Source organism: Roseibium limicola, from assembly GCF_017313085.1.
Classification (GTDB): domain Bacteria; phylum Pseudomonadota; class Alphaproteobacteria; order Rhizobiales; family Stappiaceae; genus Roseibium; species Roseibium limicola.
This window is the reverse complement of the sequence record NZ_JAFLNF010000002.1, coordinates 390,158-412,152: the sequence shown is the minus strand read 5'-3', so window position 1 is coordinate 412,152 and position 21,995 is coordinate 390,158. Positions and strand designations below refer to the sequence as shown.

Below are 21,995 nucleotides of genomic sequence, written 5' to 3'. Positions count from 1 at the left end.
AGGCCCTTGACGGAGGGCGGCAACAAGGTTACACCGCTGAAATAACGGATCGGGGCATAGCGCAGCCTGGTAGCGCATCTGGTTTGGGACCAGAGGGTCGCAAGTTCGAATCTTGCTGCCCCGACCATTATTCAAGCACTTGAGTGCATCTGACTTTTCCCAAAGTACATTGAGAGTTCAGCCTTGAGCGTCGTCGCGCTCGGGGCGTTTTTTCGTTCAATTTCCGGATGTCTCTTGCTGTTGGTCGGAAAGGTGCAGCCTGACTTGTGTCGGAGTGTTGGAAGTAGCGCCATCGCTTCAAACGCTGGCTGATCTCTTGTGCGCAGGGATGGCTGCCTGCACTTCACCTTGAAAATTGACGCAAGGGCGACAGTGCTTTGTGGTGCGTGGTAGCGGGGACTGCGCTTCTAGATTGTGGGAATGCATACGCAATTTTTGCAATGCAAACAGAATTCTTCTTTTTTATTAAATGGTTAAACGAGCGTGTATGGGCTTTTCCTTCGCTCCAAAATTGCTCAAAATCAGGTTTGATCAATTAAAGATTCGGGTTGGGGCATGCAGAGCGATCCATTAGGGGAGGATACACTTGAAGTCGTGCGGGCTATTGCCGCTCTTCACAGACAGATCCACAGAGCCGGACTGAGCCTGCGCGAGAGCAGTGACTTCTCGCTGTTTGAAGATACCGTACGGGCGACGGAAGATCGCTATCTCATGGAGGATTTCTCCAGCCGCTTTTTTGACCTCCACGGCACTTCTGCCTTCTGGATCGGCGCCTGGGGCAAGGATGGGGAGCCGGTCAGTGTCCAGGCTGCCAAGCTTGAAGACCTCAGGGACCGTAGTCTCGGGCAGCTCTGGCAGCAGCAGCAGCGGCGGATGTTCTCTGACCCGGTGTCACATGTGGAACTGGGCGACAATCATGCCCATGACGCGTTTTCCATGCGGGGAAGGATCGTCTATCACGGCAATCTCTGGCTGCGAAAAGACGCTCGTGGTCAGGGACTTGCAGAAGCCCTGACGCAGCTTGGTTTCCTGATTTCGGTGCTGAAGTGGTCGCCGGACTATCTCTACGGGCTGATGGCCGCCCGCAATGCGATGAAGGGCTTCGGCATCCGCGTTGGCTATCGCCGTTTTGCACCGCGCGGCACGCATTGGATCACGCCGCCGGAGCATATTCGCCCCGATGACTGGCTGGTCTATTCAAATCGCAATGACTTGCAGATCCTCGCCAAGACTATCGTTTCTGAAGGTCCTGAATGACGCCGAAATAGGCGCAGAAGCGGCGGTCAGACTGCGGTGATGGCCGCAGAGAGATGATCAGTCGCTCATATGCGATATCCACCGGCTTGTCGCCCAACAGCACTGTGGTGCGCGCATAGCCATAGTAGGGCAGCCCTGCCAGAGCTGACTGATAGGCCTCAGCCGAAGCGCGTTCCAGCTCCTCGTCAGGTGTGCGCAGCTCAACCTTGTTCTGGGTCGCCCAGTCATCACCGAAAAGTGTGCGCTGGCTGCAGCGTCGTCCTACATAGAAAATCGGCGGAGGACCGAAGCCCTCAAGCTTGTCGGAGCACAGACTGAGATAGGGCATGTGCTCGCGCAGCTTCTCGGAGACCACGCCGGATGTGGACATCATGCTGTTGTAGAAAGCCGACAACTGCGGATCAGCAAGGCCCTTGTCGATAGCCTTGGTGCCCAGTTCTGTGAAGACTGTTTTGCTGCTCACCGACAATACGATCTTCCTTCCTACGGTAGTCTCGTGAACGGGCACGCGGCTGGATCTGATCCAGGGAGTGCCTGTCATTCATCCGTAGGCCCGCCCATGCCATTCTCATCAAGCAGATTTTGACGAGGTGGGCTTTCTATTTGGTGAAGGCCTTCAGAAGCAATGTAATTATGCTGCAGAATTCTTCCTGAGTCTCGCGGTCGAGCTCATAAACGTTAGCAACTTCATAATCCAGCATCAGAACCATGTCCCACATTTCTCGCAGGTTGTTTTCTTCGACCTGTTCAAGCAGCAGACGAGCAGGATCCGCCGCAGGTTGAGAGTGCTCATGCTGGTAGGCGGAGGCCGGAAAATGGGGGGGCATCGACATAGTGTACTCCAGTGAAAGTCACCTCGGCACGGTGGTGCGTGGACAGGGTGACAAACGGACGTCAGGCAACCCAGGATCATTCCGAAAACTGGTGTCCGATTCTGTGCTTTAAAAAAAGCGGAAACGTCAGTCGCCAGACAAAACAGTGATGGATACGAGCCGACCTGCTTTCAGAAAGGTGGCTTGCGACACTTGTCTGCCCGGGCGCTTGTTTGGCAGTGGCAGCAGGTTATCGTGCCATCAAGATTGAATGTCATGATTTATCTCTGGTTGCAAAGCCGCGACACTCTCTTTTTCGCGTCGTGGTTAATGTTCAAAAGCCCGGTCAAGGACAGCGAGGCTGTGATCGATGGTTGACATATCGGGTAAAGACAGGAAAAAGCTTTCATGGAAGATTGCCATGAGAGCATGGCAGTGAAGGACCGAGCTTTAGGGATTTGGACCATGGTTGCGCGGATCTATCGGCCCACGAAAACTGCGATGCAGTCGGGCAAGGCCAAGACGCAGCGCTGGATTCTGGATTTTGAACCGGAAGCGGCGCGCTCTGTGGAGCCTTTGATGGGTTACACATCGTCTTCCGACATGAAGTCTCAGGTGAGGTTGGCCTTCGAGACGAAAGAAGAGGCTGTTGCCTATGCACGCCGCAACGGGATCGCGCACCGGGTTGAAGAAACCCAGGAGCGCGTGGTTCGTGGTGCTTCCTACTCCGATAATTTCAAGTTCAACCGGGTCTCTCCCTGGACTCACTGACCGGTTGAACTTTCCGGATCCGGCTTTCAGCCCCGGCAGGCTGACCGGATGCGATGTTTAATATGGCCCCGTAGCTCAGCTGGATAGAGCGCTCGCCTTCTAAGCGAATGGTCGCAGGTTCGAATCCTGCCGGGGTCGCCATATTTTTTCTATTAAATTCAACTATTTAAGTGTGTCTGATTCAGGCTTTAGGTCTCGAAGGGCAACTCATTTTTCAATCCCTGTTTTGAAGCCTAGTTCATATCGTTTGTCGTGAGACCGGACACCGGAAGGTGTCGCGGAAGTGCAGCTCTCAGGTGTTGTGCCGCCCGTGCTGGCTCTGAACTTGCTCTTGATGGTGGCTTTGAAGCGTGTGCTGAGGGTGCTGCTGTAGGGGCGCTGAGAGCATGGCGTCAGGCCTCGGTTGCGAGGGCCCTGTTTGCTGGCTGTCTGACCGCCTTGGTTAGGCGCACATGCCACTCTGCCTGTCCTTGCGCTGATCAGTTGGCGTCCTGTGGACCGCAATGACTGGCTCAACTATTTCAGTTCAGGCACCATAATCCAGTCCTGTGACCCTGTCAGGAAGTGGACGGCTGCGCCTGGGGCCAGGCGAGTGACCTGATGTTGCTCAGCGAACCCGACGAACCGGTGGGTCTGAGCAGCTCAGCATGACTGGCTGCTGAAGTTCACTTCGAAACGTCGCCCTTTTCAGTGGACGTGGACGCCAAAGGAGCCGGAATGATGCGGGCCCGCAAGGCGGAGTTCATTTCCTCGGAATCCTCGTCGAGCGCATTGAGCGCAAGATCCAGAAGGTAGGCGCAGAACGTGCGGTCCTTGCGCTCTGCTTCGCGCTTGGTGAAGGTGATCATCCGTCGCAGGCTTTCTGCTTCGGTGATCGCGTCGTGCATATCGGTCGATTGCGCTTCGGCCTTGAGCTCTGCTGCTTCCTGCTTCAGTCCGGTTTCGTCCCGCGTGCCTTCAGCTTGAGTCGTATCAACTTTGGACATTGGAAATTCCATTTTGTCATTTCGAGGGTGGTCCGGCTGGTTTCAACTACGTTTGAAAGCCAGGCCTTTTCCTCGATCCAGGATCCTTGTCAGACTGAGATTTTCTCAATCCGAACACGTGTCGAAAAGCCGCTCATTTCCTGCACTGCAGATTGATGGTGGCAGGCTAAGCTTTGTGTTTTTAGGCGCCATGGCACGTCACCGAGGTTCAGGTGCGCTGTCTCTCTTCACGCAAGGGCGAGAGGAGATGGACGACCATAGTGCCTGGAAACAAGGTGCAGACGATGAGAGCAAGATCGTTTGAGCCGCGCGCGTTGTCTGTGCCATGTTTCCTTACTTGTCAGAACTATCGCCCATTTTGCAAAACTATTCTAGAGCAGGTTACTCACCTTTGAACACTTCTGAAGCATTGCGTTGCATTTTGTCTCAAAAAATTTTGTGGTGCAGCGCAAATACTCCGGAAAAAATCCCATTTACCATGAATTAAGTTTGGGTCCGCGACGTCGGGTTATCCTAATCGCCCTGAAACGGATAAATTTTCGTCCGTCTGTCGCGCAGGAAATGTGATGCAATTTATTATAGAAATTAATAACGATACAACTAATTGATCTCGTGCAGATGTCTCGGGTGGTCGCACCGAGACTGTGTGGCGCGTGTCGATGGTCCTTTAGAAAATGCCGCGTGGACTGGTTGACTTTGATGATCCAGATGGGGTACCTAAAATATGAGAATAATACTCCACTTTTGGAGGGGCGTTCTCACTGGCGATTGCCGGTTTCCCCTTATGGGGTCTCTGGAAATAACTTTCAGGCGGATCTGCGGATCCGCCTTTTTTCTTTTTGCGACGATTGCTGAACGTGAATACCAGCGTCAGTCGTAGCCGGGAGCGAGGGTTGGGCGACCGTCAGAACGGGGACGTGCCAGGGTCATCACCCAAAAGTGGCGCCACTTTCCATTTGATCTGTCCATCGAGGCAACGCCGACTCTGGTCACATAAGGATTGAGAAGGTTCTTGTTGTGCCCGGCTGAGCCCTGCCAGCCGGCAAAGGCGGCAGACAAATCGGCGTAGCCGGCTCCCAGATTCTCTGCTGCGGCATAATTTTCGTAGCGGGCTGCTTCAAGACGCTGCCCCAGTCCAAAGCTGCTGTGCGCCCAGGTGTCCATGCTGTCGCGTTCGGCGATGCGACGGGTCATTTCGGCCGAAACCTGTGTCAAAACCGGATCGTAGGAGAGAGCAGGCAGGTTATGGCGGGCGCGGTAGCCATTGAGCTCTTCCAGAACCTGATTGCCGTCCACTGGAACAGACCTGAAGGTCGGGGCGTCCTCCAGCTCGCCGCGGCCGGGAAGAGCACCGCAGCCTGCCAAAAGCAGGAGGCTGGCCAACAGCGCCATAACCGGTGCGCGCATGCACAAGACCGAGCGGCCAGCTGCCGCAGGGGGGGCTTTCAAGGTCTGTTCCATCGCAGTCATTCTTCGTTCCTGAAAGTGGCCGGTCTCAACCTGGCCAGCTTACGCCTTCGTCGGCCCAAAACGGGAAGGGCCCTTCAAAGTTTTCCACATAAGCAGTGTGGGTCACCAGACCGAAGCCATCGATATAGGCATGGAGGTAATAGGCGGCTGGCTCGAAGTTGAAGTATCCTGAACCGTTTCCGTCAAGGTCGAGAACGACCTGATGCGCGGTGCTCGGAGCAATAGTCAGCGTCTTACCTGCAAAACTGGCGGTGATCGGGCGATGTACATGGCCGCAGACAATGCGCTCGATATGGCCATGAGGCCGCAGGACCTTCTGCAGCGCGGCGGTGTCCTTCAACCCGATTCGGTCCATGTGGCCGAGACCTGTGGGGATGGGCGGATGATGCAGGGCAACCACTGTCGGTTTGTCAGAGGCGCTCAATTCATCTGATAGCCAGGCCAGCTGCTCCTCGCCAAGCTCACCGTGGGGCTGTCCTGGAACGTGGGTGTCGAGGGCGATCAGACGCAGGTCGCCGATCTCGGCGGTGTAATAGAGTTTTGAACCTGAGGAGGCCCCAACACATGGAAACTCGGCGAGTTCGCGGCGCATGGTGTCGGATCCATCGTGGTTGCCGGGAATGACGTAAACCGGCATCGGCAATTTTCCGAGGATGCGACGGACCTGGGCGTATTCGCGCGGATCGTCCTTGTCGGTCAGGTCGCCACTGACGAGCACGGCGTCAGGTCGAGGCGAGAGTGCGAGGAGGGCCTGTACAGCACGTTCGGCGCGCATGTTGGTGTCGCTGACGCGGTAGCAGGTGAGGCCACTCGGACGCAGATGCAGGTCCGTAATTTGTGCAAGAAGTGTCATGGGAACCGGATAAAACAAGGATCAATGATCAGGAAGGGTGGAGCTTGCGACGATAGCCCAGCAGGAACGGAGAGCAAGCAGCTGTTTCCCTTTTCCATCTGGTCATGTAGAGGGAAGCAGCAAACACGTTGTTTACGCGTGCTGTGTGAACGTTTGGCGAAGGAAAAAGACAGTGACCGGCGCAGACACGCCAGCAGATCTCGATGCCGGGGCTTCCCGATCGAGCGATTCTGCAGCTGAAACTCAGAAAGTGCCCATGGGTCATTCCAGCGCAGAGCAGGCCGCAAACGCGGATGCGAAAAACGGCTTTAGTGGCTCCAGCGAGAGCACTACACTGAAACCCTGGTGGATGCGGCTGTTCGCTCACGACTTTTCCGCGCCGCTGTTGCTGCTGCTCCTGTCGTTGCTAATCTTTGCTCCTGGCCAATGGACTGTTCCACCGTTGGATCGGGATGAGCCAAGGTTCAGCCAGGCTTCCAAGCAGATGCTGGAAAGCGGTGATTATATCGATATCCGGTTTCAGGATCAGGCGCGGCACAAGAAGCCTGTCGGCATCTATTGGGCACAGGTGGCTGCTGCCAAACTGACGGGCCATGACGCGACGGCCCCTATATGGGTTTACCGTCTGCCTTCTTTGATTGCTGCCTTACTGGTGGTTCAGTTGACCTACTGGTTTGCGCGAGCCTTTGCCAGTCCGTCCGTTGCTCTGGTGGCCGGGCTGTTCGTGGCTGTAGCCATCATCGTCGGTGTCGAGGCCCGGTTGGCCAAGACTGATGCAGCCCTGTTTGCGGCAATTGTTCTGGCGCAGGGGGCGTTGGCGCGGCTCTGGCTAAAACCTGACAACCGTTCCTATTTTGGTCTGGCTTTTCTCTTCTGGACCGCTCTCGGTCTCGGTGTTCTGGTCAAGGGGCCTGTGGCGCCGATGGTGGTTGGCCTGACGGTGCTGGCGTTGATGTTGCTTGACCGCAAAGCTGCCTGGTTCAAGCGTGCCATGCCGCTCTTTGGCGTCCTCTGGCTTGCCGTGATCGTTCTGCCCTGGTTCATCGCGATTACGGTGGCCACCGATGGGTCGTTCTTTCAAGAAGCCATCGGCAAAGACCTTCTTGGAAAGGTCGGGCAGGGACAAGAAGGCCATGGAGCTCCGCCGTTCACCCATTTGGCGGTGATGTTTGCGGTGTTCTGGCCGCTTCCTGCCTTCGCATTGCTCTCAGCCGGAACGATCTGGCGCGAGAAAAGCAGCCCGTTGGTTCGGTATTGTGTTGCCTGGTTCATCCCCTCCTGGGTGGTGTTTGAACTGGTCGCGACCAAACTGCCCCATTACACCATACCTTTACTGCCGGCGCTCGTCGTGCCGGTTGCCGCGGCCCTGATCGACGGAGCGGGAAGCCGTGCCGGATCGCTTGCCGGGCGTGGTCTCAAGTGGGTTGCCATGGTGTTGCTGGCTCTACCTGCGCTGGCGCTGCTGGCGGCATCTCTGGGCGGGCCGGCCTATCTGGGGGACTGGCCGTCCCCACCCGGCGTGGTCATCATCGGATTGGCGGCGGTTCTGGCCGTGATGGCCGCGCGTAAACTTCGCCTGGATACACCGTTGGCAGCCATCCCGGCGGCCGTTGGCTCCTCGCTGCTTGTCGCCATTGGTTTTTGGGGCTTCGTCGGGCCTGCCCTGCAGACCATCTGGGTGTCACCAAGACTGGTAACGGCCATCTCTGAAGCGTCTTCCTGTGCCTCACCTCAGGTTGCTTCCAGCGGGTTCAACGAGCCAAGTTTCATTTTTCTGCAAGGGACCGATACACAATTGATTGGCCCGAAGGAAAACGCTGATTTTCTCGCAGCAACCAGGCCCGATGGAGAAGCTGGAACTGCGCGAGCATGCCGCCTGTCTGCTGTAGAAAGCCAGTTTGAGGAGCGGTTTCTGCAGGAAGCCGGGAAAAACGGTCTTGTGCCGGTGTTGCTTGACAGGGTACAGGGCCTCAACATCAATGGTGGCGATCGGCTGGACATCGGACTTTACGGCCTGCCTGAACCGGTTTCTGGCGATCCCGAAGCGTTGCCTGTCGAAGACACGCCGACCATGAACTAATTGGATGCAAGGACAGTGGCCCTGACCTCTCTCAGGCAAAAGCTTACCTGCGCCGGCCGACGCATGAAGGCCAATTTCATTCAGGTGTGCCGGATTGTCTCCGGTCGCCGGTTTAGAACACCGAGCGCACATCAGCCGTTGCTGCCGGGGCGCCGGCCGCAGGATATCTTTGCCGTGGCTCTGCTGACGGTGGGGTTGGCTATTGTTCTCTTCGATATCCCGATCCACCCGTGGCTGGAGACCTTGCCGGGCGCCTACCGCGCGACTTTTTCCGCCTTTACGGATGTCGGCAAATCGCACTGGATTCTCTGGACCAGTGGTCTTGTGTGTCTCGGGCTTCTGGCGTGCGATGTCGGTAAGTGGTCGTTTCGCTCGCGGATGGTGGTAGCAACAGTCTGGACCTATGCCGGGTTTCTGTTCTTCACGGTGGCCGCATCCGGGATCCTGGCAATTGTCCTGAAGTGGTGTTTTGGTCGCGCCAGACCGAAACTTTATGATGAGGTCGGGCCTGTCGCCTTTGACCCTTTCATTTTCCACGGTGCCTATACCAGCTTTCCTTCCGGTCATTCGACAACAGTCGGGGCGATTGCAGCAGCCCTTGCGCTGATCTTCCCGGCCTGGCGATGGCTGATTGCGGCAGTCGCTTTCTGGGCGGCTTTCAGTCGGATCATGGTTGGAGCACACTACCCCTCAGACGTGGTCGCAGGGATGCTGCTGGGGGTCGCATTCACCTATTTTACCGCTCGCTTTCTGGCGCGGCGGAGGATCGGCTTCAGGTTTTCAGAAGCCGGGGCCATTGAACCGATATTATCCCAGATTTCCGCAAAGGCTGGATTTCGTGCTCTGAGATCGCTATTCAGCGGACGCAGGGCAGTGAACCCTGCGGCAGGTTTGAGGGCAGATCGCTCGGAGCCGGTCACAGAGCCGGCTTTGCAGGCGCAGGACGAAAGCACACTCAAATGATCAATACTCCCTCCCAGGCCGTGCAGAACGAGCTTGAGGTCACAGTTGTCGTGCCAGCAAAGGATGAGGCGGAAAACCTGCCTATCTTGCTGGACGAGATAGAAACGGCCCTGACTGGCCGGCGTTTTGAGGTCATCGTCATCGACGACGGGTCATCGGATGGAACCGACAGGGTTCTGCAGAACTACCGTGATAGCCACGCCTGGCTGCGGCCGTTCCGTCATGCCACGGCCTGCGGCCAAAGTTGTGCGGTGCGCACAGGCGTCTTGAATGCACGCGGCGCGGTCGTTGCAACCATCGACGGCGATGGCGAGAACAACCCGGCCTATATTCCTCAGCTGCTTGATGCGCTGGCTGCAGCTGGTCCCACGGTGGCACTCGGTGCCGGGCAGCGCGTTGGGCGCAAGGCCAGCCAGGCCAAGCGGCTCGCGTCACGGTTTGCCAACAAGCTGCGTGGGGCCATCCTCAAGGATAACACCCGCGACAGCGGATGTGGACTGAAGGTGTTGAAGCGGGAGGTGTTTCTGCAGCTTCCGTATTTTGATGGCTGGCACCGGTTCTTGCCGGCACTCGTCATCCGCGAGGGCTTTGGCGTCACCCATGTGGACGTTCTGGATCGCCAACGGCGTCATGGTCAGTCGAAATACGGTATTTTCGACCGGGCGATGATCGGTGCGCTGGATCTGATCGGGGTGTGGTGGCTGCTGCGCCGGCGCAAGAATCTGCCACAGGTCTCTTCGCTGGCCGACTAGGCCTGGCGATAAGTGAGAGCTTTCTCAGCAAGGAAACGAACGGACATCCCATGGATTTCGTGATCGATTATATCTACACGGTCTTCATCCAGAATTTCGATTTCTGGCTGATCTTCGGCTTGCTTGCCCAGGCCATGTTCATGATGCGGTTTGTGGTGCAGTGGTTGGCCTCGGAAAAGGTCGGCAAGTCGATCGTGCCGATTGCCTTCTGGTTCTTCTCCATTGCCGGGGGCGTCATGCTTCTGGTTTACGGGTTGATCCGCAAGGAGCCGATCCTCATCCTCGGGCAGGGGCTGGGACTGGTGATCTATTTCCGCAACCTTTGGCTGATCTTCAAGGAAAAGCGACGAGACCCGACAATCTAGTTGGCTCCGAGCGCTACAATTCAAAAGGCCGGATGGGGCGACCATCCGGCCTTTTTTCATGCAACTTCCGCAGTGCGCGTCTTTTAGCCTTCGAAAGCCGCGGCAAAGCCGTTCTGCAGATCTGCGATCAGATCCTGCGGGTCTTCCAGACCAACGTGGAGGCGCACCATCAAGCGGCCCTGAGGATGGTTGTTTGAGGCTGTGCGGATGTCTTTGAGGTTGACCGGGATCGCCAGGCTCTCAAAGCCACCCCACGAGAAGCCAAGTCCGAAGAGCTCCAGACGGTCGAGGAACAGTGTCCTCTGCGCATTGGTAACATCCGGACCAAAGGCGAAAGTAAAGAGACCGCTGGCGCCGGTGAAGCAGGACTTCCAAAGATTGTGGCTCTTGCTGCCAGGGAGGGCGGGATAGAGCACATCGTCAACTTGCGGGCGCTCCTGCAGCCATTGGGCGACGGCAAGCGCATTGCGTTCATGGCGTTCCAGCCGCACCGACAGTGTCCTGAGACCACGCAGGGCCAGATAGATGTCGTCCGGTGCGACATGCAGGCCGAGCCAGCCGTGGGTCTTTTCCAGATCCGGATAGCTTTTAGCATTGGCGGCAACCGTGCCGATCATCACGTCTGAGTGGCCGACGATGTATTTGGTCGCTGCATGGATGGAGTAATCCACACCGTGTTTGAGCGGCTGATAGTGCAGCGGTGTCGCCCAGGTGTTGTCCATCAGAACCTTGGCGCCCTTGGCTTTGGCTGCGGCTATCACCGGGTCCAGATCGATCAGCTCCATGGTCAGTGAGCCGGGGGATTCCAGAAACACAGCTTTGGTGGTGTCGAGGAACTGATCAGCGATCTCGGCGCCGACCATCGGGTCGAAGTAGCTGACGGAAATGCCGTAGCGCGGCAGCAGATTGTCAGCAAATTCTCGCGTCGGACCATAACAGGTGTCGGCAATGAGAACATGGTCGCCAGCCTTCAGGCAGCTGAGCAAGGCGAGGGCGATGGCGTTCAGACCGGATGTCGCGAGCTTCGTTCCTGCGGCGCCTTCAAGCTTGGAGATGGCACTCTCCAAGGCGTCGCTGGTGGGGGTGCCGCGGCGGCCATACGTGTATTTTTGGGAACCGTCCCCCATGGATTTTACATTGGGGAATAGCACTGTGGAGGCGTGGACCACTGGCGGATTCACGAATCCGTAGAAATCGCTGGGGGTATTGGCCCCATGCGTCAGAAGTGTATCTGCCCCCGGTGTGATTGTTTTTTCAGCGTCTGAGGACTTGTTTTTAGTCATGTTCACCTTCTGTGCATTCCGAAGCTAACCATTCTGAGATTCGGGTTGGGGTTTTTAATGGTCTGGAGACTGCTGCCTCTTGACCACATGCGTCAAATGCCATCGAATGCAGGTGTTGGGCGTGTTGATAGATGCTCGGAGGGCGATTAGTTGGGGGCATGTGTTTCACATGTGTATCAACTTGCTAATCGTTTGAAAGAGGTGAGAGGTTTCTTGCCATTTTCAACATCTCTCGCAGCCTGACAAAAAAGTAAAAAAGTATGGGTAAAAAAAGGCTGCATATCCATGTCTATAAAAATCCTTCCGCTTGTTCTCGGCGCTGCAATGGGAGTCGCCGCGACGGCCGCTCACGCAACGACCCTTGAGGACGTTAAGGCCAAAGGCTTCATCCAGTGTGGTGTGAGCCAGGGCCTGCCAGGCTTCTCGAATCCCGACGCCGAGGGAACTTGGTCCGGTATCGACGTTGATTTCTGTAAGGCGATGGCTGCTGCTGTGTTCGGCGACGGCTCCGCTGTCAAGTTCACACCGCTGTCCGCCAAAGAGCGTTTCACCGCTCTGAGCTCTGGCGAAATCGACGTTCTGTCGCGTAACACGACTTGGACGATGACACGCGACACTCAGCTTGGTCTGAACTTTGCTGGCGTGAACTACTACGATGGCCAGGGCTTCATGGTCCGCAAGGACCTTGGCGTTACGTCCGCTTTGGAAATGTCCGGTGCGTCTGTTTGTACCAACACCGGTACAACCACTGAACTGAACGTTGCCGACTACTTCCGCGCCAACAACATGCCGTACGAAATCGTCGCCTTCGAAAAGGCTGATGAAGTTGTACAGGCATACGACGCTGGTCGTTGTGATGTTTACACCACGGATGCGTCCGGTCTCTACGCTCAGCGTCTGAAACTGACCAACCCAGGCGACCACATGGTTCTGCCGGAAATCATCTCCAAGGAGCCGCTCGGTCCAGTCGTCCGTCAGGGTGATGATGAATGGTTCAACATTGCCAAGTGGACCCTCAATGTCATGATCAACGCTGAAGAGCTCGGCGTGACAATGGCCAACGTCGACGACATGAAGTCTTCCGACAACCCGTCCATCAAACGCCTCCTCGGCGTTGAAGGTGCGTACGGCGAGCCGATCGGCCTGTCCAACGACTTCGGTTACAGCATCGTCAAGGCTGTTGGTAACTACGGTGAGTCCTTCGACGCCAACGTCGGCCCGGACACTCCGCTCGGCATCGCACGCGGCGTAAACGCTCTGTGGTCCCAGGGCGGATTCCTCTACGCTCCGCCGGTTCGCTAATTTCATTTAGTGATCCGTCGTGAGACGACGACCTTTGACTCCCGGGGCTTCTGGTCCCGGGAGTACCATTCGGCGCAGATGTAAAACGGCGTAAACAAGCCAGAAGCCTGCTGTCGAGGTCACCAAAAACGTTCAAAGAAATCTTGATCTTCTGCGATTCTTCTCAATTCGGGACTTGAGAGGACTGCATGTGGATTTCCGCCAATGTCCATCAAGGGGTTGATCAGGACGGCGGGCAACTTGGGGTAAGGGTATATGTCAAGCGAAACGCAGGATGCGGCTGTCAAGCCGGCGCGTGCTTCGCTCATGAATGACCCGCAAGTGCGCGGCTTGTTTTACCAGGTTCTCCTGGTGCTGGTTCTCGTCTTCTTGGGTTGGCAGATCGTTTCCAATACGATGGCCAATCTGGAACGTCAGAACATTGCATCCGGCTTCGGATTTATGGAAAACACCGCCGGCTTCGGTATCATTCAGGCGTTGGTAGACTATTCGGAGACCTCCAGTTACGGGCAAGCCCTGCTGGTCGGTTTTTTCAACACACTGCTTGTCGCAGTCATCGGTATCTTTCTTGCGACAATCATCGGTTTTGTCGTCGGGATTGCACGGCTCTCCAACAATTGGGTGATCTCCAAGATCGCCTATTGCTACATTGAGCTGGTTCGAAACATTCCACTGCTGCTGCAGATCTTCTTTTGGTATTTCGCCGTGCTGCGCGCTGTGCCAGGCAAGCGGGACAAGTGGTCTTTTCTGTTCGACACCTTCCATTTGAACATCGCCGGTCTTCGCGGTCCAAAACCGGTCTTCGAGCCAGGTTCCGGCGCGATCGGATATGCGGTTATTGCTGCGATCATCGGTATGGTCGTTCTTAGTCGGTGGGCAAGGAAGCGACAGGAAGCAACCGGGCGGCAGTTCCCGGTTTTCTGGTCGTCACTTGGTCTGCTGATCGGGTTGCCAATGCTTGCCTATCTGCTGACAGGCATGCCAATGCACTTCGATCTTCCGATATTCAATGAAACAGGGCCTGTGTTCAGCCGTGGTTTCGAGCTCGGTACCGGTTTCAACGTGATTCCCGAGTTTCTGGCACTGACTCTTGCGCTGGCGATCTATACGGCTTCGTTTATTGCCGAGATCGTGCGTGCGGGCATTCAGGCCGTCAGCCATGGGCAAACGGAAGCAGCCTCCGCGCTTGGTATCCGTCCAGGCCATACGCTGCGTCTTGTTGTCATTCCCCAGGCCATGCGGGTGATCATTCCGCCGCTGACCAGCCAGTATCTGAACCTGACGAAGAACTCTTCGCTTGCCGTGGCCATCGCCTTCCCGGACCTGGTGTCCGTTGGGGGAACGGTGCTCAACCAGACCGGTCAGGCAATCGAGATCATCGGTATCTGGATGGCAGTCTATCTGTCCCTGAGCCTGCTGACGTCGAGCTTCATGAATTGGTACAATCAGCGCATGGCGCTCGTAGAGCGATAGGAGCGTCTCATGGCAAATGCTGAAGTGTTCCAGGTTCGCACTGTAGAGGCGCCGCAGCTTCCTGCGCCCGTCTCTACCTCTGGCGTTATCGGTTGGATGCGCTTGAACCTTTTCTCCTCCATTGGCAATACGATTCTGACGGTCGTCGGGATCCTGATTGCTTATTCCTTGCTGGCACCACTCATTCAGTTCGCTTTGATCGACGCTGTCTGGGTGGGAGAGGACCGGACTGCCTGTCTGGCTCAGGATGGGGGCCACATTGGTGCCTGCTGGGCTTATGTGGGCGATTATCTGCCCCAGTTCATCTACGGCCGTTATCCGACCGAAGAGATCTGGCGTGTCAATGTGGTCTATGCGTTGTTCGCCTTGCTGCTGGTGCCAATGATGATTCCGGCAGTTCCCTTCAAAGGGACCAACGCGCTCCTGTTGCTGGTTGTCTTCCCGATCGTTGCCTATTTTCTGCTGACCGGTCTGGTGATCGGTGATGAGGAAATTTTGCCAATTGTCGAAACGGCGCAATGGGGTGGGCTGCTGGTGACCCTGGTCATCGCGGTGACCGGCATCACGGCCTCTCTGCCGCTGGGGGTGGCGTTCGCCCTTGGTCGCCGGTCGAAAATGCCGATCATCAAGTTCGTGTCTGTGGTCTTCATCGAGTTCTGGCGGGGTGTTCCACTGATCACCGTGCTGTTCATGTCCTCGGTGATGTTGCCGTTGTTCTTGCCTGAGGGTGTGACCTTCGACAAGCTGCTGCGCGTGCTTGTTGGTGTGACGCTCTTCTCCGCTGCCTATATGGCGGAAGTGGTGCGCGGTGGTCTTCAGGCTATCCCGAAGGGACAGTATGAAGGCGCGATGGCACTTGGTTTGCGGTTCTGGCCGATGATGTATCTCATCATCCTGCCGCAAGCGCTGAAGCTGGTCATTCCTGGCATCGTCAACACCTTCATCGGTCTGTTCAAGGACACGACGCTGGTGCTGATCGTCGGCATGTTCGATCTTCTGGGTCAGATTCAGTCGTCCTTCTCGGATCCGACCTGGTCGACGCCGGTTCAGGGACATACGGGCTATCTGTTCGCAGCTCTCGTGTTCTGGGTCTTCTGTTTCAGCATGTCGCGGTACTCGATCTTCATCGAGAACAAGCTGCATACCGGTCACAAACGATAGGGGCTGTCAGCCCGAAGGGGGAGCGGATCAGTTCGCTTCCTCCTCCTCTCAAGTCATTATGGAGTGAAACCCATGTCCAATACCGCTGAAGAGCTGACGCCCGATCGCTCGCGGATGACGATTTCTGACACCGAAGTGGCTGTCGAAATCAAACAAATGAACAAGTGGTACGGGGATTTCCACGTGCTGCGTGACATCAACCTGAAGGTCATGAATGGCGAGCGTATCGTCATCTGTGGACCGTCGGGTTCCGGCAAGTCCACCATGATCCGCTGCATCAACCGTTTGGAAGAACACCAGGCCGGTCAGATCATCGTGGATGGCAATGAGCTGACAAACGACCTGAAAAAGATCGATGAGATCCGTCGTGAAGTCGGCATGTGCTTCCAGCACTTCAATCTGTTTCCGCATCTGACAATCCTGGAAAACTGCACCCTGGCGCCGATCTGGGTTCGCAAGATGCCGAAGAAGCAGGCTGAAGAAGTTGCCATGCATTATCTGGAGCGGGTCAAGATCCCCGAGCAGGCCCTGAAATACCCGGGTCAGCTTTCCGGTGGTCAACAGCAGCGTGTGGCGATTGCCCGCTCGCTCTGCATGAGCCCGAAGATCATGTTGTTCGATGAGCCGACTTCGGCGCTCGATCCGGAAATGATCAAGGAAGTGCTCGACGTGATGGTCGGTCTTGCCGAAGAAGGCATGACGATGCTCTGCGTGACCCACGAAATGGGCTTTGCTCGCAAGGTCGCCAACCGGGTGATCTTCATGGACGCAGGCCAGATCGTGGAGCAGAACGAGCCGGAAGAGTTCTTCACCAATCCTCAGCATGAGCGCACTCAGCTCTTCCTTAGCCAGATTCTGCATCACTAAGGAAAGCGGTTTCATGCGCAAGGCTTTCGGATTTATCCGCCGGCTGGCATGGGGCACGATTGGAACGATCCTCGTGATCGCAACAGCATTGGGCCTCGGGACGATTGTTCCGAGGCCTTTTTCGTTGGCGGGTGTCAGGCCTGGGGCGTCTCTTGGGGGCGAGAGGACAGAAGGGCAGACAATCCTGCTGCTGTCGAATCCAATCCATACGGATATCGCCCTGCCGATGACAGATGCGGTGCTGCAGACGTTCGGCTTTGTTTCCGACAATGGGCTGGGACTGGATTACCCCGGAGTGGAGTGGCTGGTCGTTGGCTGGGGCGGAGAGGCGTTTTACACGCAGACACCGACATGGACCGACGTCAAGCTGGGGCCGGTTTTATCTTCCCTGACACTTGATCGCTCGGTCATGCATGTGGAACGCGCCGGGGTGATCCGTCCAACGCAGCCATCTGTTCGGGAAATCAGGCTGGATGGGCCAGGGTTCAACAGGCTTCTGGTTGAAATCCGCAAGAGCTTCCGGGGGCTTTCGGCTTTGGAGCCAAAACCCTTGGAAGTGCCTCCTTATGGTGCGCATGACGTGTTCTACCCGGCCGTGGGTGGGTTCAACGTGCTGATGGGCTGTAACACCTGGACTGCGGCGATGTTGCGGTCTGCCGGGGTGACGACAGGGGTTTGGACACCATTGCCGCTGTTTTTAAACTGGTCGCTCGACCTGTATTCCAATGATCAGTTCGGCGCCTGAGCGATTTTCCCAACGAAAAGGGCCGGTGTGAAACCGGCCCTTCCTATCGTCAGGTCTGTGTGACCTTTGCCTTACTGGTTGCTTTCACCTCGCAGCAAGGGGGTGATCCGTCGGATCGAAACACGGCGGTTTTCGACTGAAGCCGCCTGGGTCTGGACCTTCAGATACTGCTCGCCGTAGCCCTGAATGACAATGTTTTCCGGCGGAATGTTGAAATAATCCGTCAGAGCAAGCGCCACCGACTCCGCTCGTGCATCCGACAGACGCAGGTTGGAGATATCGTCTCCGACAGCATCCGTGTGGCCTTCAATCAGGAAGACATCGTCCGGATTTTGCTCCAGACGAGCTGCAATCGCATCACCAAGACGTTCCAGCGTGTCGTATTGGCTTTCAGGAATGCCGGCGGAGCCAGTGGCAAAATTCACGGCCAGATCAATCCGACGTAACTTGGCACGCAGCCGCTCGTTGTCGCGAATTTCATTCAGGCTATAGGCGCGTTCCACCTGCTCGACAGGGGCCGCCGTCAGAGCGCGTTCGTAGGATTGCCGATTGGGGCGACGGTCATCGACAATGTAACGCTCGCGCGGGACCTCCATCCGAAGCGGCGGAAGTTCGACACGGTCGTTGCGGCGTTCCCGGCGTTTGATCTGCGTGTTGTCGATCAACACGAAACGGTCGCCGTTCGGACGCACGCGCAGCCGGCGAATGATGTTGCCGTCACGATCGGTCTCTGTGATGACCTGCGACCCATTTGGACGATCGATCACGGTGCGCTTGTTGCCATTCTTCAGCCGTTCGACGGTGCGCCGGCTGTCGCGGGTTTCTAGACGGCGATTGTCGTCGTGCTCCACTCGAGCGTTTGCACCGGTTCCAATGACGATACGCGCATCCATGTTGGGGATGGGAAGCGTGAATTCCAGTGTATTGCCCTGGTCCTTGTCTCGCTTTCCATCACGGTCATTCCGGCGACGGTCGTCGTCACGGCTGTCGCGCCCGTCCTTTCGGCGGTCATCATTGTCTGCACGGCGTTTACCGTCCCGGTTATCTCCCCGGCGGCTGTCATCGCGATTGTCATTTGCCTGCTGCTGGCGGGCACGATCCGTAGAGGTCTCACTCGCGTTGTCATTCGCTGGTTCAGCCTTGCGCTCTGCTGCCTGGTCATTTGACGAGGCAGCCGGCGCCGGAGCCGCAGGGGTTTGGGCGGCAGGCTGTGCATCGGCTTTGGGTTGCGCGGCAGCTTCCGGTTTGGCTTCGCGGCGCGGCTTTTCTGCAGGCTTTGCAGCAGCATCAGCTTCCGGTTTGGCCGCTGGCGCTGGTTCGGCCTTGCGTTGAGCGTTCTGCTCTGTCGGCTTGGCAGCCGGAGCGACATCGGCTTCTTCGGCGGCTTCCGCTTTCGGCTTTTCTGCTGGCGCAGTTTCTGTCTGCTCGGTTGCAGGGGGGAGTGCTGCAGCTGGAGCCGGTTCTTGGGCTGCTTCTGCTGCCGGTGCCTCAGTTGATGGTTCGGCAGTTGGGGCTGGCGTTTGTTCTGCAGCTGGCTCAGGCGCTTCTGGAGCAGGAGGGGTTTCCGGCTCGGTTGCAGGTGCCGCCTCTTCCGCCGGAGCAGATTGTTCTGCTGCCGCAGCGGGGGCTTCAGCTGCTGGCGCCTTGGCGGGAGCGGCTTCAGGCTGCTCAGCTGGCTGCTCTGCAGCTGGCGCTGGCGCTTCCTGTGGCGGGGTTACATTGGCACAGGCCTCTGCCGCAGGGGTTGCTGCGCAATCGACCACCTCTTGCGCCTGGGCCAGGGTAAGGGGGCCTGTCAGAGCAAGAGGAGCGGCAGTCAAAACTGTGGTGGCGGTTAGCGCTCTCATGAGCGCTCTCAGTGATCGGCTGCTACGGTGCTTTTTGATCCGGGACATAAACATTTCCTCCTAGGGCGCCTTTTGGCGTCGTAATGAGCAAATGTCCGAGAAGCCGTTCGGTTCAAAAGATCCTTTCAACGTCGAGCTGAATTATTCGGTTCCGGTGACGATCTCGGTGTCTTGGCGTGCGCCCCATTCAGCCCATGAACCATCATACAGCCGAGTTTGCCGCGCACCGAGAATCGTGAGGCCAAGCGTGAGGACTGCTGCGGTGACGCCTGAACCGCAGCTGGTGATCACCGGTTTCTGCACGTCGATGCCTGCTGTCTCAAAGGCTTTGGCTAAGTCTGCGGGAGATTTGAAGGTGCCGTCCTCGTTGGTGAGCAGGTTGAACGGCAGGTTGAAGGCGCCGGGCATGTGACCGGAGCGCATGCCTTCACGTGGTTCTGGCTGCTCTCCGGTGAAACGACTGGCAGCGCGGGCGTCGATGATCTGGGCGTTACCCTTGGCGCCGCTCTTGGCAATGGTGGCCGTGACATCGTCTCTGTCTGCCAGAGCCGCATTGTCGAGACGGGCGGTGAAATGCCGTTCCGGGCGGATGGGTGGTGTGCCATCCTGTGTAGAGCGGTTCTCAGCAGTCCATTTTTTCATGCCGCCATCGAGAATGAAGACCTCTGTGACCCCCATCACCTTGAACATCCACCAGACGCGCGGAGCGGAGAAGAAGCCTTGTCCATCGTAGACAACGATGACCTGACCATCGCCGATGCCGAGCTTGCGCATCTTGGAGGCAAAGACATGCGGCTGGGGCAAGGTATGCGGCAATCCGCTGGAGGGATCGCTGATCTCGTCGATGTCAAAGCGAATGGCACCGGGAATATGCGCTGCCTCGTACTCGGCCTTCGCGTCACGGTTCATCTGCGGCAGATACCAGGAGCCATCGACGACAAGCAGGTCCGGATTGGAGAGGTTCTGGGCAAGCCAGTCTGTGGATACGAGGGGGCTCTTCGTCATGTTGGCGTCTCAGTCCTTGGGGTCGTAAAGGTCTTTTGATTTGTGCCAGTCCGCTATGGATAGCTCGGGGTATGCATCAAAATGCAGGTGGCCGGGGCCCGAGGGAACAACCACCCAGTCGGGCTTGGAGGCCAGCATGATGTGCACGGTTTCCGGCGGTGTCAGCAATCTTGTGTCGATGGCAGAGGCCAAAGGGTGGATCAGCTCCGGCCAGCGTGGATCCCACAGCCAGAGCGATGTGCCGCAGCGGCTGCAAAAATGCCGCTCTGCCTGGCTTTCGCCGTCGTCCATCTTGGCATGATAGGAGGCCTTGGCGGCATGTGGATCGTCGCACACCAGCGTGTCTGCTTCCCCACCCAGGTTGATGGCGCAGCCGCCTCCGCCGCCGGTCTTGCGGCAGATCGAGCAGTAGCAGCGCATGTAGGGAACGGGCGTTTTGCTCTCAAGCGAAAAGTGGATGGCGCCGCACTGGCAGCTTCCCTCTAACTTCATCGGCTGTTCTCCGGTTGTTACATCGCAAGGGCGAAATCATCTTCAGGCCAGTTTGATCCGAACCCGACGGTTCTGCTTGCCCTTCTTCTCCGACTTGCCCAGTTCAAGCACGCCAATCTCGGAGGTGTTGGCCACATGGGTTCCGCCGCAGGGCTGTAGATCAACGTCACCGCCGATGCGTACAAGGCGCACTTTTCCGGAGCCGCGTGGTGGCTTGACGGACATGGTCTTGACGAGACCGGGGTTGGCGTCCAGCTCAGCGTCTGTGATCCATTCAGTGGTGATGTCGTGGTTGCCGGCTGCGAGAGCGTTGAGCTTTTCGGCGACCGCCTCCTTGTCCAGCGGTGCGTCGCCCATGTCGAAGTCGAGCCGGCCGTCGCCTTCGCCGATCTGTCCGCCTGTAACGGGATAGGGCAGCGCGACGGAGAGCAGATGCAAGGCGGTGTGAACGCGCATCAACTTGAGGCGGCGCTCCCAGTCGAGCACTGCAGTGACCTTGCTGCCGGCGGTGGGGAGCGTTTGACCCTCTGCCGCAACATGGACGATCTGGGTCTTGTCCTCGCCATAGACCGCGGTGGCGATGGTGATTTCACTGCCATCGTCGAGAATAAACTTGCCTGAATCGCCCGGCTGCCCGCCGCCGGTGGCATAAAACACGGTCTGATCCAGAACAACGCCGCCGCGCTCCGTCACCTTCAGCACCGTCGCGTCGCAGGACTTCAGGTAGGCATTTTCGCGAAACAGCGGTGTGGACATGACAGGCTCCCTTCATTGAACTTTGACCGGGAGAGTATCCAATGACGAGTGCCGGTCAAGCCGCTGCCAAGGCGGTTTCGACTATTCCTGCAGTCTTCTCAGGAGCTTGCAGCGCGGGCTGCGAGCAGTTTCAGGGCAAAGGCTCCCATGACACCGGCGAAGGTCCAATCAAAGGCCTTCATGGCACGGGGGGACCCTCTCATGAACCCGGCGAACTGCGAGGCAAAATAGACCATCAGCAGGCAGACTGGCGTGGCGAGCAGAATGAAGAAGAAACCGAGGAACATCAGCTTGCCGGGGGCATGCGGATCAGTTGCAGAAATAAACTGCGGAAGAAACGTCACGAAAAACAGTACGATCTTCGGGTTCAGCAGATTGATCGTCAGCCCCTGCAGCCAGATACGGCTCATGGATTCCTGTTTGATTTTTGCCGTTTCGAGGGTCAGCGCGGAGCCTTTACGAACAGCTTGAACCGCGAGATAGATCAAATAGGCCGCACCGACATATTTGAGCACGGCGAAGGCAGTGGCAGATGTTGCCAGAAGAGCAGAAATGCCCAAGGCGGCAAAAAGCGAATGCACGACAATGCCGGAGGTCGCGCCCAGCACGGCAGCGGCTCCTGCCTTTCGACCTTGCGTCAGGGTTTTTCCCATGAAGAGGGTCATATCAGGGCCTGGCGTGATCGTCAGGACCGCGATGGCCAGTGTGAAGGCAGCAAGAACGGAAAGGTCGGGCAAGAAAGTCATGGTCGGCAT

The 21,995-nt window shown here is 57.2% G+C and carries 22 protein-coding genes and 2 tRNA genes; 13 read left to right on the top strand and 11 right to left on the bottom strand.

Annotated elements, in window-relative coordinates; all coding sequences use genetic code 11:
- Positions 1–50: 50 nt before the first annotated feature.
- Together J0X15_RS05340 and J0X15_RS05335 are read left to right on the top strand one after the other, a co-directional pair.
- Positions 51–127, top strand: a tRNA-Pro gene (locus J0X15_RS05340).
- Positions 128–555: 428 nt separating this feature from the next.
- On the top strand, positions 556–1,257 hold the full coding sequence (locus J0X15_RS05335; RefSeq protein ID WP_206938763.1) for a hypothetical protein: 702 nt from the start codon (positions 556–558) through the stop codon (positions 1,255–1,257).
- On the opposite strand, the gene J0X15_RS05330 is transcribed toward J0X15_RS05335, so the two are convergent.
- Both J0X15_RS05330 and J0X15_RS05325 read right to left on the bottom strand, forming a co-directional pair.
- Entirely contained in the window at positions 1,232–1,720 is a 489-nt protein-coding gene (locus J0X15_RS05330; RefSeq protein WP_209015095.1) for a hypothetical protein, read from the bottom strand. The two genes, J0X15_RS05335 and J0X15_RS05330, sit on opposite strands and share 26 nt — an antisense overlap.
- A gap of 136 nt (positions 1,721–1,856) precedes the next feature.
- Positions 1,857–2,090 (bottom strand): hypothetical protein, encoded by a 234-nt coding sequence (locus J0X15_RS05325; protein WP_206938760.1) that lies wholly within the window; start codon positions 2,088–2,090, stop codon positions 1,857–1,859.
- A gap of 444 nt (positions 2,091–2,534) precedes the next feature.
- Here J0X15_RS05325 and J0X15_RS05320 point away from each other — a divergent pair, with 444 nt between their 5' ends.
- Together J0X15_RS05320 and J0X15_RS05315 are read left to right on the top strand one after the other, a co-directional pair.
- Positions 2,535–2,840 carry an ETC complex I subunit gene (locus tag J0X15_RS05320; protein ID WP_206939284.1) on the top strand — a complete coding sequence of 102 codons (306 nt, stop codon included), beginning with the start codon at positions 2,535–2,537 and terminating at the stop codon, positions 2,838–2,840.
- A 64-nt stretch (positions 2,841–2,904) separates the two neighbouring features.
- A tRNA-Arg gene (locus tag J0X15_RS05315) sits at positions 2,905–2,981 on the top strand.
- A 524-nt stretch (positions 2,982–3,505) separates the two neighbouring features.
- Here J0X15_RS05315 and J0X15_RS05310 read toward each other — a convergent pair.
- The 3 genes from J0X15_RS05310 to J0X15_RS05300 all read right to left on the bottom strand — a co-directional run bounded on the left by J0X15_RS05310 (position 3,506) and on the right by J0X15_RS05300 (position 6,149).
- Positions 3,506–3,826 (bottom strand): hypothetical protein, encoded by a 321-nt coding sequence (locus J0X15_RS05310; protein ID WP_209015094.1) that lies wholly within the window; start codon positions 3,824–3,826, stop codon positions 3,506–3,508.
- An 870-nt stretch (positions 3,827–4,696) separates the two neighbouring features.
- Positions 4,697–5,296: a CAP domain-containing protein gene (locus tag J0X15_RS05305; RefSeq protein ID WP_209015093.1), complete on the bottom strand. Its 600-nt coding sequence runs from the start codon at positions 5,294–5,296 to the stop codon at positions 4,697–4,699.
- 25 nt (positions 5,297–5,321) lie between these two features.
- Positions 5,322–6,149 (bottom strand): phosphodiesterase, encoded by an 828-nt coding sequence (locus J0X15_RS05300; protein ID WP_206938759.1) that lies wholly within the window; start codon positions 6,147–6,149, stop codon positions 5,322–5,324.
- Positions 6,150–6,321: 172 nt separating this feature from the next.
- Between J0X15_RS05300 and J0X15_RS05295 the strand changes: the two genes are divergently transcribed.
- The 4 genes from J0X15_RS05295 to J0X15_RS05280 all read left to right on the top strand — a co-directional run bounded on the left by J0X15_RS05295 (position 6,322) and on the right by J0X15_RS05280 (position 10,309).
- Positions 6,322–8,229, top strand: a complete 1,908-nt coding sequence (locus J0X15_RS05295; protein WP_209015092.1) for an ArnT family glycosyltransferase — start codon at positions 6,322–6,324, stop codon at positions 8,227–8,229.
- Positions 8,230–8,292: 63 nt separating this feature from the next.
- Positions 8,293–9,192, top strand: coding sequence for a phosphatase PAP2 family protein (locus tag J0X15_RS05290; RefSeq protein ID WP_206938758.1), 900 nt, complete (start codon positions 8,293–8,295; stop codon positions 9,190–9,192).
- Entirely contained in the window at positions 9,189–9,944 is a 756-nt protein-coding gene (locus J0X15_RS05285; RefSeq protein ID WP_206938757.1) for a glycosyltransferase family 2 protein, read from the top strand. The genes J0X15_RS05290 and J0X15_RS05285 overlap by 4 nt, the downstream gene beginning before the upstream one ends.
- A 50-nt stretch (positions 9,945–9,994) precedes the next feature.
- Complete coding sequence (locus tag J0X15_RS05280; protein WP_206938756.1) at positions 9,995–10,309, top strand: lipid-A-disaccharide synthase N-terminal domain-containing protein; 315 nt, start codon at positions 9,995–9,997, stop codon at positions 10,307–10,309.
- Between the two features lie 83 nt (positions 10,310–10,392).
- Here J0X15_RS05280 and metC read toward each other — a convergent pair whose 3' ends face one another.
- The gene (metC, locus tag J0X15_RS05275) at positions 10,393–11,592 is read right to left on the bottom strand and encodes a cystathionine beta-lyase (RefSeq protein ID WP_206938755.1); all 1,200 of its coding nucleotides are present in this window, start codon (positions 11,590–11,592) and stop codon (positions 10,393–10,395) included.
- A 285-nt stretch (positions 11,593–11,877) separates the two neighbouring features.
- On the opposite strand from metC, the gene J0X15_RS05270 reads away from it, so the two are divergent.
- From J0X15_RS05270 to J0X15_RS05250, 5 genes are all read left to right on the top strand, one after another.
- Positions 11,878–12,894 carry an amino acid ABC transporter substrate-binding protein gene (locus J0X15_RS05270; RefSeq protein WP_209015091.1) on the top strand — a complete coding sequence of 339 codons (1,017 nt, stop codon included), beginning with the start codon at positions 11,878–11,880 and terminating at the stop codon, positions 12,892–12,894.
- 255 nt (positions 12,895–13,149) lie between these two features.
- The gene (locus tag J0X15_RS05265) at positions 13,150–14,367 is read left to right on the top strand and encodes an amino acid ABC transporter permease (RefSeq protein ID WP_206938754.1); all 1,218 of its coding nucleotides are present in this window, start codon (positions 13,150–13,152) and stop codon (positions 14,365–14,367) included.
- Between the two features lie 9 nt (positions 14,368–14,376).
- Positions 14,377–15,528: an amino acid ABC transporter permease gene (locus tag J0X15_RS05260; RefSeq protein WP_206938753.1), complete on the top strand. Its 1,152-nt coding sequence runs from the start codon at positions 14,377–14,379 to the stop codon at positions 15,526–15,528.
- A 72-nt stretch (positions 15,529–15,600) separates the two neighbouring features.
- Positions 15,601–16,395, top strand: coding sequence for an amino acid ABC transporter ATP-binding protein (locus J0X15_RS05255; protein WP_209015090.1), 795 nt, complete (start codon positions 15,601–15,603; stop codon positions 16,393–16,395).
- A 13-nt stretch (positions 16,396–16,408) separates the two neighbouring features.
- Complete coding sequence (locus tag J0X15_RS05250; protein ID WP_206938752.1) at positions 16,409–17,140, top strand: TIGR02117 family protein; 732 nt, start codon at positions 16,409–16,411, stop codon at positions 17,138–17,140.
- Positions 17,141–17,211: 71 nt separating this feature from the next.
- Here the strand turns inward: J0X15_RS05250 and J0X15_RS05245 are convergent, their stop codons facing one another.
- The 5 genes from J0X15_RS05245 to J0X15_RS05225 form a co-directional block, all read right to left on the bottom strand.
- Positions 17,212–18,987 carry an OmpA family protein gene (locus J0X15_RS05245; RefSeq protein ID WP_206938749.1) on the bottom strand — a complete coding sequence of 592 codons (1,776 nt, stop codon included), beginning with the start codon at positions 18,985–18,987 and terminating at the stop codon, positions 17,212–17,214.
- Between the two features lie 141 nt (positions 18,988–19,128).
- On the bottom strand, positions 19,129–19,992 hold the full coding sequence (gene sseA, locus J0X15_RS05240) for a 3-mercaptopyruvate sulfurtransferase (protein ID WP_206938747.1): 864 nt from the start codon (positions 19,990–19,992) through the stop codon (positions 19,129–19,131).
- A 9-nt stretch (positions 19,993–20,001) separates the two neighbouring features.
- Positions 20,002–20,484, bottom strand: a complete 483-nt coding sequence (locus tag J0X15_RS05235; protein ID WP_206938745.1) for a GFA family protein — start codon at positions 20,482–20,484, stop codon at positions 20,002–20,004.
- Positions 20,485–20,526: 42 nt separating this feature from the next.
- Positions 20,527–21,240, bottom strand: a complete 714-nt coding sequence (locus J0X15_RS05230) for an alanyl-tRNA editing protein (RefSeq protein WP_206938743.1) — start codon at positions 21,238–21,240, stop codon at positions 20,527–20,529.
- 98 nt (positions 21,241–21,338) lie between these two features.
- Complete coding sequence (locus tag J0X15_RS05225) at positions 21,339–21,986, bottom strand: LysE family translocator (protein ID WP_206938741.1); 648 nt, start codon at positions 21,984–21,986, stop codon at positions 21,339–21,341.
- Positions 21,987–21,995: the final 9 nt, after the last annotated feature.